The organism is Nonlabens sp. MB-3u-79 (assembly GCF_002831625.1).
Taxonomy (GTDB): Bacteria; Bacteroidota; Bacteroidia; order Flavobacteriales; family Flavobacteriaceae; genus Nonlabens.
Genome location: NZ_CP025116.1, coordinates 3,152,113 through 3,168,819, shown reverse-complemented (window position 1 = coordinate 3,168,819; position 16,707 = coordinate 3,152,113). Strand labels below are relative to the sequence as shown.

Below are 16,707 nucleotides of genomic sequence, written 5' to 3'. Positions count from 1 at the left end.
TTGTCCAGGTACGTTTATTGAATTAAGGACGAAGTAAAAGCTTTTTAATTTTACACCTCATAAACCACATCCATACCTTTATCTACTTTCCCTTCATTGAGGTAAAAATCTATACGGCCTAGGTTGATTCCGTAACAACCTACTTGGTTGACCAGAACCTCTTTTCCAGCGGCGTTCTTTACGATGACTGGTGCATCGAGAAAAGTGTGCGTGTGACCACCTATAATCAAATCAATTCCAGAGGTTGCTGCTGCTAGGGATACATCAGAAACTTTATCGCTACGGTAAGAATAACCCAAATGAGACATGCAAATAACGATGTCACAGTGGTCTTCTTCTCTTAATAAACGCACTTGGTCTTTGGCAACTTCAACAGGATCATTATAAACTGTTTCTTTATACATCTTAGGATCTACTAATCCTTGCAGCTGTATTCCTAAACCGAACAAACCTATACGTACCCCGTCTTTGACAATGACTTTTCTAGTTTTTATTTGACCGTCCATAATGGTATTGGAAAAATCGTAGTTGGAAATAACAAAATCAAAAGTAGCATGAGGCAGTTGCGCATATAAACCTTCAATACTGTTGTCAAAGTCGTGATTTCCTATGGTAGCGGCATCATAGCCCATCATGCTCATCAGCTTTATTTCCAGCTCACCTCCGTAAAAGTTGAAATAAGGAGTTCCTTGAAAGATATCACCACAGTCTAATAAAAGGCTGTTAGGGTTTTCTTCTCTTACCGTATTTATCAATGTGGCTCTACGAGCAACACCACCGCGACCATGGTTACGACCGCCAGAAATAGGCTCTATGTGAGAATGAGTATCATTGGTATGGAGAATGGTTATTTTCTTAGTTCCAGGCGCTAACTCTGGAGCGGTAAAGATCCCGTTTGCCAAAGCGTAATTAGACCATAAAGCAGTTCCTACTACTATTCCTGCACTGGTATTGCGTATAAATTTTCTTCTTTCCATTTTCTTGCTTTAGGGAACTAATTAGTTCACGTAGTCAAATCTGTTGTCTCTTTTAAACTTTAAGGTGTCCACCTTTTTAAAGTAATCGATCATCGCATTTCTGATTTTATACTCTATGGTAGTAAGTGGTGTGTCTTTAAAGAAACTCATGTTATCACCACCGTTATAGAGGTAATCATTTGTTGCAACGTTATAAACGTTATCCCTGTCTAGCGGCTGGTTGTTAATTAGAACGCTGGCTGCAGTACCATCTTCATGGAGTAAGATTTGTAACCCATCAATAGGGTGTGCACTTTTACGTTCGATAAGATAATTAATGAGTTCGTTGACCTGGTCACCAGTGAGCTGGGCAATAACGATCTCATTGTCAAAAGGCATGATTTCATAAGCGCTACGCATGGTTACTGGACCAGCCGGCATACCCGCTCTGATCCCTCCGTTATTAAGCAATACGATATCTATGGTTTTTCCAGTTCTAGATTTGTAAACGGGCTCTCCTTGTGTCTTTACAATGGCTGCCATCATATTTCCTATAGGTGTATTGAGCTTGTAATCACTTTTGTTCATGGAAACAGGATTGTAACTCAACTGCTCATTCATCTGTACATCTAAAGACTTTTTAAAAGGAGCGATATAATCCTCGATTTCTTTTGCACTAGTTAGGCTGCTATCAATTGCAGTTTTACTTCCGACTACTTTTTTTAATTGGTATTCTTTTTTGTTACAGGAAACCAGCAGGATGGTGGCTAATACTGCCGCTTTCGCGAAAGCGGAATAGCTCCAAGTCCTCTTCCAATTTTCTAACCTATATTTTTTCATAAGCCTCGTGTGATTGTGCTACTTTTGCGAAGTAGAATAAGCAGTAAAAGTACATGATTTTTGATATTTTAAAGCAGCGATGGTTGCGCAAAGAGTTTTATAAACTGGAAAATATTTCCAGAAGTCACCAGCGTCAATGGCCTCAATCTCTTGTGGTTGTGTTTGATGCAAATAAATGTACTGATGTGGAGCTGTTTAAAAAATGGTGCACAGCCTTGCAAATTCCATTAAAAAACTTAAGTCTTTTAGGATATACCGATAATGTTAAGAAGAATGCTTTAGAAGGAGTAACGCTTTTTGATAATCGTGTAGTAAAATGGTATGGTGGTTTAAAAGAAGGTCCTCTTTCAGAGCTGTTAACGGCTCCCTACGACTTGCAAATCAATTATTACGAGAAGCCAAGTCAGATAACCACCTATGTAAGTAGGAGGTTGGACGCAAATTTCAAGGTGGGACATGCCTCTCATAAAGAAAATACGTATGATCTTGCTGTTAACGTTCCGTTAACAAAGCAAGAGCTTTTTATCTCCGAAATTGCTAAATATTTAAAAATCCTTAATCCATAAAATGCAAGAAATAATAGGAACTGGTGTTGCTTTAGTAACCCCATTCAACGCTCAAGGAACGGTAGATCACGAGGCACTAGCTCGTGTTGTTAATTATCAAGTAGAAAATGGTGTCGACTATTTAGTGGTGCTCGGCACTACTGGGGAAAGTGTGACGCTTTCTAAACAAGAGAAAAAAGAGGTGATCCATACTATTCAACAGGTGAATGATGGACGTCTTCCATTAGTTATAGGAATAGGTGGGAACGACACAGCGGTTGTAGTAAATGAGCTAAAAGCAGCAGATTTAAAAGGCTTTGTCGCTATTTTATCTGTTTCTCCATCTTATAACAAGCCTACACAAGAAGGGATTTACCAGCATTTTAAAGCTGTTTCTGAAGCCAGTCCATTGCCTATTATTTTGTATAACGTTCCTGGAAGGACAGCTTCTAACATGTCGGTAGAGACTGTAGTAAGGTTAGCTGCTTTTGAAAATGTGGTAGCTATTAAAGAAGCTGCTGGAGATCTGGTACAAGCGATGAAAATGATTCAGTACACACCTAAAGATTTTCTAGTGATCTCTGGAGATGACATGATTGCAAATGCCATGACACTTGCGGGTGGCGCCGGGGTTATTTCTGTTATAGGTCAAGCGATGGTACAAGATTTTTCTGATATGATACGTTATGCGTTGAACGGTGACGTTGAAGAATCCTATGAGCTACATTATAAGATGGCATCGGTTATAGATATGATCTTTGAGCAAGGTAATCCAGCCGGGATAAAGGCCTTGTTAAACCATTTAGAATTATGCAGTGATAAAGTAAGGTTGCCATTGGTAAAAGCAGATGATAGTCTTCAAAATCGTTTAAAGACTTTTCTAGAGCAATACGAGTATTAAGAACGGCATAAGATTAGTGCTTATAATAGACCAGCATAATTTTGAAAAGTACAGGAGGAGATGAAATAGAAAGTTAAAGTAGGTCTATAGTGATGGATTCCTTTTATTTTCAAATATGTGCGAGATATAAATTATTAGGAGACTGGTTTTGAACGATAAATTGTATTCCTGCGTTAAGCAGTGTGAACTCGCTTTCTTTTTCCCTAGAAAAAGTTACCTTTGTACTCCATTAAAATTACCTATGAAAAACCTTGTTATTGTATTGATTCTCGTCATAACTCTTGCCAGTTGTGGTTCTTATCAAAAAGCCATTAAATCTGAAGATAACGCAGTGAAAGTGGCCATGATAGACACGCTCTTTGCAAAAGGGAAATTCGGTAAATCTTTAGCCCTTTTTGAACAAATCATCCCTGCTTATAGAGGTACAGATAGTGCTGCGCCTATGGCTATTAAATATGCAAAAGCCTTGTATGAAGATGAAAGTTATATCAATAGCGCTTATCAATACGAACGTTTTATACAGTCGCACCCTCAAGATCCTAATGCAGAGCAGGCCTTATTTATGGCTGCAAAAAGTCATTATAAAATGTCTCCTATATATTCTAAGGATCAAACGGATACCAATATTGCTTTAACAAAACTGCAAGAATATATCAACGTGTATTCTTCAGGTGAATACTTGCCTGAAGCCAACTCACTGGTAGATGAGTTAAGAGATAAACTAGATAAGAAAGCGTACGAAACGGCAAAACAATACCATCATTTTGGTAACTTTAGAGGTGGGTATATTTCGGCGATTAGTGCTTTTGAGAATTTTATATTAGATCATCCAGGGTCCGATTATCAAGATGATGCTCAGTTTTACCTGTTGGAATCTCAATATGAATATGGTATTAATAGTTTTCCTGAGTTAGTTCCAGAAAGACTAGCAAAAGCTAAGAAATATTATGATACCTTTGCAAATCGATATCCTAATAGTGAGTATAAAGAAGATGCCGACATTATACTAGCTAAAATAGAGGATTATAATTCTAAGAATACAAGTAAATAATAACAATGGATACTAAAAATCTAACTGCTCCTAACACGACTATTACCTATAACCGCGATGCTTTAACCGCACCTACAGGCAATATGTATGAGGCGATTTCTATCATCGCAAAACGCGCTGAACAAATCAATACAGATGTTAAGGAAGAGCTTATTGAAAAGCTAGAAGAATTTGCTACTTACAATGATTCTCTAGAAGAGATCTTTGAAAACAAAGAACAAATCGAAGTTTCTAAGTACTACGAGCGTTTGCCTAAACCAGCTGCAATAGCAATTGAAGAATGGTTACAAGGTAAAATCTACTTTAGAGATACTGGAGCTACTGAAGAGTAATTCAAACAAAATGATGTCAGTATTAAGTGGTAAAAAGGTATTGCTAGGAGTCACTGGCGGTATTGCTGCTTATAAGTCTACTTATATAGTGCGCCTGCTTGTAAAAGCGGGCGCTTCTGTTCAGGTAATTATGACTCCTGCAGCAAGGGATTTTGTGACACCACTCACCTTATCTACTCTTTCTAAAAACCCTGTCTTAAGTCATTTTACAAATGAAGAAGATGAAAACGATACTTGGAATAACCACGTAGAGTTAGGTCTCTGGGCAGACTTGATGATTATCGCACCAGCGACTGCAAATACCATGAGTAAAATGGTTAGTGGTGCTATAGATAATTTGCTTCTCGCTACCTATTGTAGCGCAAAGTGTCCTGTTTATTATGCCCCAGCTATGGATCTGGACATGTATAAACATCCTTCTACGCAACATAATTTTGATCAATTAACCTCTTACGGTAATCTCATGATTCCTGCTGGAGATGGTGAGCTCGCAAGCGGTCTTTCTGGAAAGGGACGCATGGCAGAGCCGGAAGAAATTATTCAGTTTATAGAAAAAAACATCTCAAGTAAGTTACCGTTAAGAGGTAAGACATGCCTTATTACAGCGGGACCTACTTATGAGGCTATTGACCCTGTAAGATTTATAGGGAATCACAGTAGCGGTAAAATGGGCGCTGCAATTGCCCTAGAAATGGCTAATCAAGGTGCGCAAGTTCATTTGGTTATGGGCCCTAGTGTTGTGATTATCAATCATCCGTTGATCCATCGAGTAGATATTAAAACTGCTCAGGAAATGTACGATGAGGTTCACCTAGTGGTTCAAAAGGTAGATATTGCTATTTTTAGCGCTGCGGTAGCAGACTATCGACCTTTAAATCCTGTAGATCAAAAAATAAAAAAGAAGTCTGATACGTTATCTATGGAGTTGGTTAAAAACCCAGATATTCTTGCGAGTGTCGGAGCAATGGATAAAAAACCTTTTTTAGTAGGTTTTGCGTTGGAGACGGAGAATGAAATGCAGCACGCTTTCGCGAAAGCGGAAAGCAAACAAACCGATTTGCTCGTATTGAACTCTATGCGAGATAAAGGTGCCGGTTTTGGTGTGGATACCAATAAAATTACTATTATAGATAAAGATAAAAATATTTCCAGATTTGATACCAAACCAAAAACGGAAGTGGCAAAAGATATCGTACATGAAATTATCAAAAGGATTTTATAGTTTTTTACTGGCTTTATTTGCTTTGTTCCTGTCAAATGCGCAAGAGTTGAATTTTACCATCCAGGTAAATGCTCAAAATGTCGCGCAACCAGATCAGACTATTTTTAAAACGTTAGAAACTTCTATGCAGGAGTTTTTGAACAATACAAAATGGACCGATCAAAAATTTAGAGATGAAGAAAAGATCAATGCGTCATTAGTTTTTGTGGTGACCAGTTATGATAATGATCGATTCAGAGGGAATTTTCAAATTTCGGCATCTCGACCTGTTTTTAATTCCTCCTATACGACACCTGTTTTTAACTTTAAGGATGATGACATCGCTTTTGAATATGTAGAGTACGCTCCGTTTTTCTATAATTCCAACAGGTTTGAAAATAATTTAATTTCTCTCATTTCATTTTATGCCTATACCGTTTTGGGAATCGACTCTGATACGTTTGAGCTTAGAGGAGGACAGCCTTTTCACGAAGAAGCTCAGACCATCGTCAACCTCGCTCAAGGATCGCTAGGAGCTGAGGGATGGAAGGCAAGCGATGGGTTGATTTCTAGATTTAGGTTAAATGATGATATGCTTTCCGACACTTATAAAGAATATAGAGAAGTCATGTATTCCTACCATCTAAAAGGCCTAGACACCTTCTCAAAAGATTCCAAAGCTGGTAAAATTATTCTAAAGAACTACTTACAAGAGTTTAATGAATTGCACAACCGCAGACCGAATAGTTTACTTCAACGCACCTTCTTTGACGCAAAGGCAGACGAGATTATGAGTATTTATTCTTCAGGTCCAGCAGTTGATATTAGAGAGTTAAAAGCAACCTTGCAAAAACTAGCTCCTAACCAGTCTTCAAAATGGCGTAATATTAAAGTTTAGTATCTTTTTTACTACCTAGTTTTTACCTAGTTTTATGCTTTATAATCAGACAGCTTATTTGCTGTTTAAATTACTGTATATAAATTGCTTAAACATATTCAAATAGAAAATTTTGCGTTGATCGATTCTTTAGAATTAGAGCTTCAAAAAGACCTCACCATGATCACAGGAGAAACGGGTGCGGGAAAATCTATCCTATTGGGTGCACTAGGTTTAATTTTAGGTAATCGAGCAGATTTGAGTGCCATTAGAGACACCTCTCGTAAATGTGTGGTAGAAGCACAGTTTCAAATTTCAAGTTTAGGCCTAAAAGAATTGTTTGAAGAGCTGGATCTGGATTATGAAGACCTGAGCTTTTTAAGAAGGGAGATATTGCCTTCTGGAAAAAGCAGGGCATTTATTAATGATACTCCTGTTACACTTTCTGTAATGAATACCATAGGCAAGCGCCTTGTTGATATTCATTCCCAGCATCAAACCCTACAGCTTTCTAAAGATGTATTTCAAACGGATGTTTTAAACGCTTTTATTATTGAGGCCACTAAGAATGATTCAAAGCCAGCTTCTCAAATATTACAGAGTTATAGAGCCGAGTTGGTCATTTTTAAAAATTCCCAAAAAGAACTAAAAAGGTTAAAAGGTCAGGAAGCCGAATTGTCTAAGGAATTGGATTATAATAATTTCTTGCTAGAAGAGTTGGAAGAAGCCGGACTCGATCAATTAGATCAACAAGCATTAGAAGAAGAAAATGAACAGCTCAGTAATGTAGAGAGTATCACTGAAGTGCTTACCGAGTTCAATGCAGTACTCTCTGAAGACGATTTGGGGATCTTAGATCAACTAAGACAGTTGCAAAACAAACTACAAAGCATAGGCCCTTATTCAACGACTTATGCAGCTCTTAAGGAAAGAATGTCTTCGGTCTTGTTAGAGTTAGAAGATGTCTATCAAGAATCTTCTAATGAAGCAGATAAGGTAGAAGCAGATCCGGAGCGTTTGCTTCAAATCAATACTTCATTGAGTCTTTTGGAGAATCTTTATAGAAAACACCAAGTCGAAGATGTGGCGTCATTAGTTCAGTTAAGAGACGAATTGGCCGACAAGGTTTTCGTTTCCCTAGGTCTGGAAAAGAAGATTAAAACCCAAGAAAAGCAGCTTCAAGATTCTGAAGATAAGTTGCTTCAAATAGGGAAGGAGCTTACGGGCTTGAAAATAAAACACAAAACAGCTCTTGAAGTTGAGGTGGTAAACATTGTGAATGATCTAGGTATGCCAGATGCACAATTCTTAGTAGAAGTATTGCCACAAGGTATTTACAGTTATTCAGGTGTAGACTTTATCCAGTTCACGTTCACTGCAAATAAAGGGTCTCAATTGCTAGCGCTAGATAAAGCAGCTTCTGGCGGGGAGCTTTCTAGATTGATGCTGGCGATCAAGTCCATACTTTCAAGATGTAAAAAGTTGCCTACTATTATATTTGACGAGATTGATACTGGAGTGAGCGGTGTTATAGCCACAAAAATGGCCCAGATCATGAAATCAATGAGTGAAGAAATGCAGGTGATGTCGATAACACACTTACCGCAAATTGCTGCTGCAGGTAAGGATCACTTGATTGTAAAAAAAGTAACCGATGAGCATATGACCTACAGCACCATACAACGTCTGGATAAAGAGGCACGCTTAGAAGAAATTGCACAGATGTTAAGTGGCGGAACTATTTCCAACGCTGCGAGAGAAAATGCACGTGCGCTACTCAATTAGTTTTATATATTTGCTACCTAATCAATAACTATGGCTTACAATTTATTAAAAGGAAAACGCGGAATCATATTTGGCGCGTTGGATGAAAATTCTATTGCTTGGAAAACAGCACAATTAGCTCATGAAGAAGGAGCGACTTTTGTACTTACAAATGCTCCAGTGGCTATGCGTATGGGGCAAATCAGCGAACTAGCTAAGAGCACAGGAAGTGAAATTATTCCAGCAGATGCTACCAGTATTGAAGATCTTGAAAATTTAGTGTCTAAATCAGTAGAGATTTTAGGTGGTAAATTAGATTTTGTTTTACATTCTATAGGGATGAGTGTCAATGTGCGTAAAGGAAATCATTATACGGATCAAAATTATAAATACACAGAAAAAGGATGGGATGTAAGTGCGGTCTCTTTTCATAAGGTGATGCAAACGCTTCATAAAAATGACGCCATGAATGAATGGGGTAGTATAGTGGCTTTGACCTATATGGCTGCACAACGTACTTTTCCAGACTACAACGATATGGCAGATAACAAAGCCTATCTAGAATCCATTGCTCGTAGCTTTGGTTATTTCTTCGGGAAAGATAAAAAGGTAAGAGTAAATACCATTTCTCAATCACCAACTCCTACAACTGCAGGAAGTGGTGTTAAGGGATTTGAAGGTTTCTTAAGTTATGCAGAGAAGATGAGTCCATTAGGGAATGCTACCGCTCAAGATTGTGCAGAGTATACCATGACTTTATTTTCAGATTATACTAAAAAGGTGACGATGCAAAACCTATTTCACGATGGAGGATTCTCCAATACTGGCGTTAGTCAAGAAGTGATCGAGAAGTTTTAGTAGCATTACATTTATAAATTCTTAAAAGCCTTATCTATAGATAAGGCTTTTTTTTGTGCTCTTTTTCTTTTTTTCTTCAAAATAGAAGTTTGTGCATCATAAGTCGTCTTGCTAAAGTTTACTGAATTAAGAGCCTAGATCCAGCAGCTGAAAATTAGTTACTAGTATAGGTTTTTAGATGATAATTTAGCTATGTACTTATCAATGAGACCCTTGTATAAAACCTATCTTATTTCAATATTCTCAGGGTTCTATTTCTTTACAGGTATTCAATAGTCAGGAAGTCAAAAGTAAAAAGGGGCACTCAAAAAAAGAAGTTAATTGTTTTTAAGAAGAGTACTCGCTACTAATGTTCTTTCAGCACACAAACTTTGAATTTTAATCCTATTTTTTAACGCGGTTTTATGCATGTTAACGATTAATTAAGATTCATTCTTCGGATGTGAATGATTAGTTCTAATTTAAGCTTTTCTAAAAACAATTTTTTAAACAATTATTATGAAACAAATTTACGTTTTTCTCGTTTCGATAATCTGTTTAACTCTCTCCCTTAATGCACAAGCACAGTGTAATTATCAATTAGAGTTGACAGATTTCTTCGGTAACGATTGGGATAGTGGAGCAAATGCTACCGCTAACACAGGTGTTGATGTCACCATTGATGGTGTCACCACAACTTATCTTATTGTAAATCCTAGTCCAACGGCTAATACGCCAGTGACAGAGACTTATACCATAGCGGTAAACAATGGATCAAGCATAGCAGTCGACTACCGTGCTACCAGTCTTCCTGGAGACGGACAGTTTCGACTTGTCGATTCTGAGGCTCTTTTAGTCTATGAAACTCCTATTGCTCAATCATCCATGATGAATATTTTCACAGGAGTGGCATCATGCCCTACCTGTCCCGTAATAACAAATCTTGTTTCTTCAAGCGTTAGTGCAAATGAAGCAGTCTTAAGCTGGACCAATGGAGGTTCTGAAACAGAATGGGAAATAGAATACGGTTTGAGTCCTTATACTGTAGGTTCTGGTGGAGTTATTACTTCAGCTACTACAAATCCATTTACTTTAACTGGATTAAACAGTATTACTACATATGATATATATGTACGAGCGGTATGTGTTCCAGTAACTGATATTAGTAATTCAGTAGGTCCTATCACTTTTACAACGGCAGAATCTTGCCCGTCTCCATCTAACTTTGCACCGGTAACTCAGTCTGCTTTTGAGATTCAATTTATTTGGGATGCCAATGGTAATACAAGTGCTAGCTATGAAGTTAATTACGGTGTTGCTCCTTTTAATCAAGGGGATCCTGGTGGGCTAACTGATTTAGGTTTTACAGCGCCTTTTGCTATTGTAGGTGGTTTAATGTCTGATACGACATATGACTTTTATGTAAGAATTGATTGTGGTATGGGAGACTTAAGTCTATGGGCAGGTCCTTATACGGCAACTACAGCAATTTCATGTCCAGCAATAACGGGACTTCAAGCAGACGTGATCACAGATAATTCTCTTGATGTGTCTTGGACTGCCGGTGGAGCAGAGACAGAATGGGAAGTGGAATATGCAGTTGCAGGAACCATAACAACTCCATTCTCTACTCCTGCGCAGGGAACTAGAATTAATGGTTTATCGATGTCATCAACCTCTATAACAGGTTTAACAGATGCTTCTGTGTACGATGTTTTTGTAAGAGCGGTATGTGATCCAGTGTTGCCAGATTATAGCTCGGCAACTCAGCTTACGGTAACTACTTTATGTTTGTCATTTACTCCAACTCCTGCTGCTCCTTATGTACAAGATTTTGAATCTTTTACAGCCGCTTTAGGATTTACAGAAGAATTATGTTGGACAGGATCCGCAGTAGATTCTTATGATTGGAACCTTGATAACAATGCAGGGACTCCATCATCTGGAACTGGTCCTAATGCAGCTTTTTCAGGAACAAATTACTTCTATACAGAAGCTAGTGGTGCTTCTGCTGGAACTAGTATAGCTACACTTACTGGGCCTCAATTTGATCTTTCAGGATTAACTAATCCATCTGTGCAGTTTTATTACCACATGTTTGGAGGTCAAATAGGTGATTTGATTCTTGAAGTTGAAGATTTCTCAGGTGCAGGATGGACAGCGGTGAATACCATTTCTGGAGCTCAACAAACAGCTCAAGGAGATGCCTGGTTATTACAAATTGTAAACTTAGGAGCTTATGCTGGTCAGACTGTTCAAATAAGATTTAGAGCTATTTCAGGTGGGTCTTTTGAAGGAGATATAGCTTTGGATGATGTCACCGTAGGTGAGCTGCCTGCATGTCCAGATGCTAATCTATTGGCTACTGATGCCATATTAGACTCTACAGCGATTTTAAGTTGGTCAGAGAATGGACTTGCTACTTCGTGGGAAGTTGAAGTACAACCTACTGGAGTTGCCCAAGGTACTCCTGCTGCAGCTTATGAAAACCTTACGGCTACTAATCCAGAAACGGCAACAGGTTTAACGCCAGAAACTACTTATGACTATTATGTGCGCTCTAATTGTGGAGTTGACGGCTTTAGTGCGTGGGTAGGACCTTTTACTTTTACAACAAAATGTGCTCCTATAGCAGCGCCTTACACGGAAGATGTGGAGACGCTTACAGCAGGTCTTGACTTTGCTGCTGAGAACTGTTGGGAAGGTTCTTGGGATTCTACTTCTTTTACCGAGTGGAATTGGAACGTTGATGGCGCAGGAGGAACTCCTTCAAATAATACAGGACCAGATGGCGCAAATAGTGGTGCTAACTATTTTTATATAGAAGGAAATGGAGGTAGTGCAGGAAACGAAGCAGTTTTACTTGCACCTATTGTTGATATTTCTGGACTTACAGCTCCTGCAATGCAATTTGCTTCGCACATGTTTGGAGCAGCTACTGGTATACTTCACGTAGATGTAAATGATGGAGGTGGATTTGTAAATGACGTTTTAATATTAACAGGACAGCAGCAAACTAGCAGTGCTGCTCCATGGGATGTTCAAGTAGTAGATTTACTACCTTATAATGGAACAGGAACGGTACAAGTGAGGTTTAGAGCAGAAAGAACTGAAACAGGATTTACTGGCACATCTGATATATCAATAGATGATATTGTATTTGACGAGCTTCCAGCATGTGCACAGCCATCAGCTTTAAACTCTGGAACATTAACAGATACAACTGCAGAAATTCTTTGGAATGAAAACGGGACTGCTGCATCATGGGATATAGAATATGGTCCTTGTGGATTTACTCCTGGAGATGGAACATCTACTACTGTTGCTACTGGAACTAATCCTTTTACCTTAACTGGATTAACGGCTTTCACTTGTTATGAATATTATATTACAGCAGACTGTGGTATGGGTACTCTAAGTGCCGCAACTGGTCCAGGTACTTTCACAACTGAATGTGCAGCGTTTTTAGCTCCTTTCTTTGACACCTTTGAGGCATTTACAGCTTCAACTAACTTTGTTGAGGAAAATTGTTGGGAAGCAAATGCAGATTCTGGTTATGATTGGAATGTAGACGGTAGTGGGTCTACTCCTTCGGGAGGAACTGGTCCTACTGGAGCATTTAGCGGTACTAATTATTTCTATATAGAGTCTTCCTCTGCAACAGTGGGTGATGAAGCTAGATTAATATCTCCTTTGATTGATATTTCGGCCTTAACTACGCCATCTATACAATTCAAGTATCACATGTTTGGTGGTGATATGGGAACATTGCATATCGATGTAAATGACGGTACTGGATGGATTGATGATGTGGACATGATTGTAGGACAGCAACAGACTGCTCAGGCAGATGATTGGTTGGATGCAATTATAGACTTAGCTCCGGTAACGCTTGTAGGTAATGTTATTCAGGTAAGATTAAGAGGCGAGAATAATGGTACTTTTCAAGGTGATATTTCTATAGACGATTTTAGAGTAGATGATATCCCAACCTGTCCTAGTATTACAATGTTATCTACTGGAGTTGTAAACTCTAGTAGTGTAGATTTGAACTGGGTAGCTGGTGCAACGGAAGTAGAATGGGTTGTAGAATATAGAGTAGTAGGGACCACCGCTTTTACTGCAGTAAGTCCTAATCCTACGACTCCTGCAATAACGGTAACTGGGTTAAACAGTGGTACAGATTATGAATTCTGTGTATCTGCTGTTTGTGGGCCTACTGATATCTCTCAACAAACTTGTACAAATGTATCGACTAGCCCAGATTATTGTTCTGGTGATTTGTTCTTAGATTCTGGTGGAGCTGCAGGTGATTATCAAAATAGTGAAAATATTATCTATAATATATGTCCTGATAATGCGGGAGATGTGGTTTATGTAAACTTCACATTTAATGAGATGGAAGATTCTGGTTCAGGTTGTTTTGATGGTCTTACAATTTATGATGGTCCTGATGCAACTTTCCCTACTATCAATACACCAGGCGGTGGTACAGAATGGTGTTGGGACGGTACGAGTGGTACAGGAGATTTAACTCAAGAACTTTTGATAGGTACGTCTACTTCTGGATGTATAACTTTAGTATGGTCATCAGATGGTTCTATAACAAGACAAGGTTGGTCTGCTAATGTTACTTGTGCGTCACCACCTACTTGTCCTTCTCCTGATATGTTAACTTTGGATGCTTCAACATCCACTACTGCAGGTCTTTCTTGGGTTGCTGGTGGTACAGAAACAGAATGGGATGTTGAAGTAGGTTTACCTGGTTTTGTTCCTAATACAGGTGCACAAATAGGATCTGTTATAGATGTGTTAACCACTCCTACAACAACCGTTACAGGATTGACTGATGACACCGCTTATGAATACTGGGTAAGAGCAGTTTGTGCTCCTGGAGATGAAAGTATTTATATAGGTCCTTTTGCTTTTAGAACACGATGTGTAGCTACTACAGCTGCTTATTCTACAAATTATGATACTGATCCTCTTAATGGATTGAATAATTGTGATAGTCGTATTGTGGTTGGTTCTGGTATAGGAACCGCAACTGAAGTAAGAGTAGATGATTTTACTGCAAATTCTGGTGCACAGCATATTTATATGTACAGTGGTTCAACCGGAGCTACTGCAGAGTTGTATTATATCTTACCGGAATTCTCAGATTTATCAAGCGATAAGCAAGTAGAATTTCAAGTATATGATAGAGATAACGGTTCATTAGAAGTAGGTGTAATTACTAACCCTGCTGATGCTAGTACGTTTACAGCTTTAAGAACGTACACAGATGCCGATATGGCTGATGATACGTATCAATTTGAAACAGTTTATTTCAATACATTAACCACTACAGGAGGCTTTATAGCCTTCAGGTTTGTCCCTAATGGAACATTTGATGCTCTTTACATTGATGATGTCTCTTACGATGTTGCACCATCTTGTCCAGCACCTTCATCCCTTGGAGCATCTTCAGTAACAGATACTTCAGCTAATTTAGATTGGTTGGAAAATGGAACTGCTACAGCATGGGAATATGAATTTGATATAGCTGGTTTTACCCAAGGAATGGGTGTAAATGGTATAGTTCCCACTATGAGTAACATTACTAATTCTATTACAGGACTTTCGTCTGCGACCTCTTATGAGTATTACGTAAGAGCTATTTGTAGTCCAACTACATCTAGTACGTGGGTAGGTCCTTACACTTTCTTCACTGCTCTTGGAGCTCCTCAAGGAGTTTCTTGTACTACTGGTGCGCCAGGTTATATCTGGGAAGATAGTTTTGAAACTATAGCTACCACCTGGACAGGTGATGTAGGTACAGGGTCAACAAGTGGTGACTGGAACTTTGGTAGAAATGGAGCTACTGGATCTTTTGGTACTGGCCCTAACGGAGCCTTTGATGGATCAGGATACTTATTCTTTGAAACTTCAGGAACTAATGTTGGTACAGCTAGTGTTGTTTCACCTCCTATTGATTTAACAACAGGAGCAAATGACGAACTAGAATTGTCTTTCTACTACCATTCCTTTGGTGGAGATCTTACCCAAGTTCAAGTGGCTTATGGTACTGCAGCAGCAGGACCATTTACTCCAATATTCTCCTATTCTGGTCCAGTGCAAGCTGCTCAAGGGGATCCTTTTCAAGCAGTAGGCGCAATGTTGCCTTCTTCTCTAATAGGACAGACTATTTATATTCAAATTTCAGGAACCGAAGAAGTTGGTAATGAAGGTGGATTTGTAGGAGATGTTGCTATTGATCTAATGAGAATTCAAACTTGTGGTACGTTCTGTGCAACTCCTTCTGGAGTTACTCTTTCTGCTATAGGTAGTGATTCAGTAATTATAGATTGGACTGAAAATGGTACTGCTACCACATGGGAAGTTGCAGTTGAAACTGCCGGAACAGGAATTCCTACAGGTAATGGTGTGAGTACTATAAACAATCCTTATACAGCAACTGGTCTTTCTTCACAAACTGATTATGAAGTTTATGTAAGAGCAGATTGTGGTGGAGGGTTCTTTAGCGATTGGACATCTGTCCAAACCCTTACAACACTATGTGCTCCTTTTGTAGCTCCTTACGGAACTGCAGGAGGAACTGCTGGAAATGACTTTACAACTTTCGCAGGCGTATGCTGGGAAGAAGGTAGTAATACAGATATAGCAACTGGTCCTAACGGATTAAACGGTTCTTGGGGAGCTGATGATTTTGGAAATGATACAGCAAATGTATTTGGTCAGGCAGCTCGTGTAAATATCTGGAACAGTGGTGGCGATATGGACTGGTTAGTTTCTCCAGAAATTGATCTAGGTACAAATCCAGGTTCTTCTTTTAGTGTTACATTTGATGTGGCATTGACTGCTTTTGCATCTACAACTACAGATAACTTTGGTAGTGATGATCAAGTTCAATTCTTGATTACTACAGATTCTGGAGTTACTTGGAATAACATCACAACCTATGATGCTGCAGATAGCTTACCAGCTATTGGTCAGCTTGAAACGTTCTCATTAGGAGCTTATTCGGGTGTTGTTAGATTTGCTTTCTGGTCTACTAATGGTACTGTTGCCGATGGTAATGATGTGGACTTCTTCGTAGATAACTTTACGGTAGATGGCACAGTAGGGGTTGATGATATTGATTCTTTTGAATTCAGCTATTATCCTAATCCTACAGATAACTTGGTAAGCTTTAATGGTCAGCAAGTTATTGATGGAATAATTGTAAGAAACCTATTAGGACAGCAATTACTAGTTGCTCAGCCTAATGCGACTTCTTCTAGCATAGACTTATCTCCTTTCCCATCTGGATTGTATCTTATTGAGGTGTCCTCAGGAGAACAGAGCAGAGTAGTGAAGGTGATTCGAAACTAGAATAGAATTCTAAATAACAAAAAGGCCAT

The 16,707-nt window shown here is 38.7% G+C and carries 11 protein-coding genes; 9 read left to right on the top strand and 2 right to left on the bottom strand.

All coding sequences use genetic code 11. The features are described 5' to 3' along the window. Positions 1-50: 50 nt before the first annotated feature. Entirely contained in the window at positions 51-977 is a 927-nt protein-coding gene (locus CW736_RS13910) for a bifunctional metallophosphatase/5'-nucleotidase (protein WP_101014953.1), read from the bottom strand. Between the two features lie 21 nt (positions 978-998). Continuing rightward, a complete protein-coding gene (locus tag CW736_RS13905; protein WP_101014952.1) occupies positions 999-1,796 on the bottom strand; it encodes a 5'-nucleotidase C-terminal domain-containing protein in 798 nt (265 codons plus the stop codon). 53 nt (positions 1,797-1,849) lie between these two features. Here CW736_RS13905 and CW736_RS13900 point away from each other — a divergent pair, with 53 nt between their 5' ends. From CW736_RS13900 to CW736_RS13860, 9 genes are all read left to right on the top strand, one after another. Continuing rightward, entirely contained in the window at positions 1,850-2,362 is a 513-nt protein-coding gene (locus CW736_RS13900) for a DUF6913 domain-containing protein (RefSeq protein ID WP_101014951.1), read from the top strand. A gap of 1 nt (position 2,363) precedes the next feature. After that, complete coding sequence (gene dapA, locus CW736_RS13895; protein WP_101014950.1) at positions 2,364-3,242, top strand: 4-hydroxy-tetrahydrodipicolinate synthase; 879 nt, start codon at positions 2,364-2,366, stop codon at positions 3,240-3,242. A gap of 241 nt (positions 3,243-3,483) precedes the next feature. Beyond that, positions 3,484-4,293, top strand: a complete 810-nt coding sequence (locus CW736_RS13890) for an outer membrane protein assembly factor BamD (RefSeq protein WP_101014949.1) — start codon at positions 3,484-3,486, stop codon at positions 4,291-4,293. A 5-nt stretch (positions 4,294-4,298) separates the two neighbouring features. Continuing rightward, positions 4,299-4,625, top strand: a complete 327-nt coding sequence (locus CW736_RS13885; protein WP_101014948.1) for a DNA-directed RNA polymerase subunit omega — start codon at positions 4,299-4,301, stop codon at positions 4,623-4,625. A gap of 13 nt (positions 4,626-4,638) precedes the next feature. Next, complete coding sequence (gene coaBC / locus CW736_RS13880) at positions 4,639-5,847, top strand: bifunctional phosphopantothenoylcysteine decarboxylase/phosphopantothenate--cysteine ligase CoaBC (RefSeq protein ID WP_198519391.1); 1,209 nt, start codon at positions 4,639-4,641, stop codon at positions 5,845-5,847. Beyond that, positions 5,822-6,724, top strand: coding sequence for a DUF4835 family protein (locus CW736_RS13875; RefSeq protein ID WP_101014946.1), 903 nt, complete (start codon positions 5,822-5,824; stop codon positions 6,722-6,724). The genes coaBC and CW736_RS13875 overlap by 26 nt, the downstream gene beginning before the upstream one ends. An 84-nt stretch (positions 6,725-6,808) precedes the next feature. Continuing rightward, entirely contained in the window at positions 6,809-8,488 is a 1,680-nt protein-coding gene (recN, locus tag CW736_RS13870; RefSeq protein WP_101014945.1) for a DNA repair protein RecN, read from the top strand. A 30-nt stretch (positions 8,489-8,518) separates the two neighbouring features. Further along, positions 8,519-9,325 carry an enoyl-ACP reductase gene (locus CW736_RS13865; RefSeq protein ID WP_101014944.1) on the top strand — a complete coding sequence of 269 codons (807 nt, stop codon included), beginning with the start codon at positions 8,519-8,521 and terminating at the stop codon, positions 9,323-9,325. Between the two features lie 498 nt (positions 9,326-9,823). Next, positions 9,824-16,678: a fibronectin type III domain-containing protein gene (locus tag CW736_RS13860; protein WP_101014943.1), complete on the top strand. Its 6,855-nt coding sequence runs from the start codon at positions 9,824-9,826 to the stop codon at positions 16,676-16,678. Positions 16,679-16,707 lie beyond the last annotated feature (29 nt).

Bases quoted from the DNA above. Each gene is read 5' to 3' on its own strand.
- CW736_RS13910 (WP_101014953.1), bottom strand. From the start codon at position 977: ATGGAAAGAAGAAAATTTATACGCAATACCAGTGCAGGAATAGTAGTA.
- CW736_RS13905 (WP_101014952.1), bottom strand. From the start codon at position 1,796: ATGAAAAAATATAGGTTAGAAAATTGGAAGAGGACTTGGAGCTATTCC.
- CW736_RS13900 (WP_101014951.1), top strand. From the start codon at position 1,850: ATGATTTTTGATATTTTAAAGCAGCGATGGTTGCGCAAAGAGTTTTAT.
- dapA (WP_101014950.1), top strand. From the start codon at position 2,364: ATGCAAGAAATAATAGGAACTGGTGTTGCTTTAGTAACCCCATTCAAC.
- CW736_RS13890 (WP_101014949.1), top strand. From the start codon at position 3,484: ATGAAAAACCTTGTTATTGTATTGATTCTCGTCATAACTCTTGCCAGT.
- CW736_RS13885 (WP_101014948.1), top strand. From the start codon at position 4,299: ATGGATACTAAAAATCTAACTGCTCCTAACACGACTATTACCTATAAC.
- coaBC (WP_198519391.1), top strand. From the start codon at position 4,639: ATGTCAGTATTAAGTGGTAAAAAGGTATTGCTAGGAGTCACTGGCGGT.
- CW736_RS13875 (WP_101014946.1), top strand. From the start codon at position 5,822: ATGAAATTATCAAAAGGATTTTATAGTTTTTTACTGGCTTTATTTGCT.
- CW736_RS13865 (WP_101014944.1), top strand. From the start codon at position 8,519: ATGGCTTACAATTTATTAAAAGGAAAACGCGGAATCATATTTGGCGCG.
- CW736_RS13860 (WP_101014943.1), top strand. From the start codon at position 9,824: ATGAAACAAATTTACGTTTTTCTCGTTTCGATAATCTGTTTAACTCTC.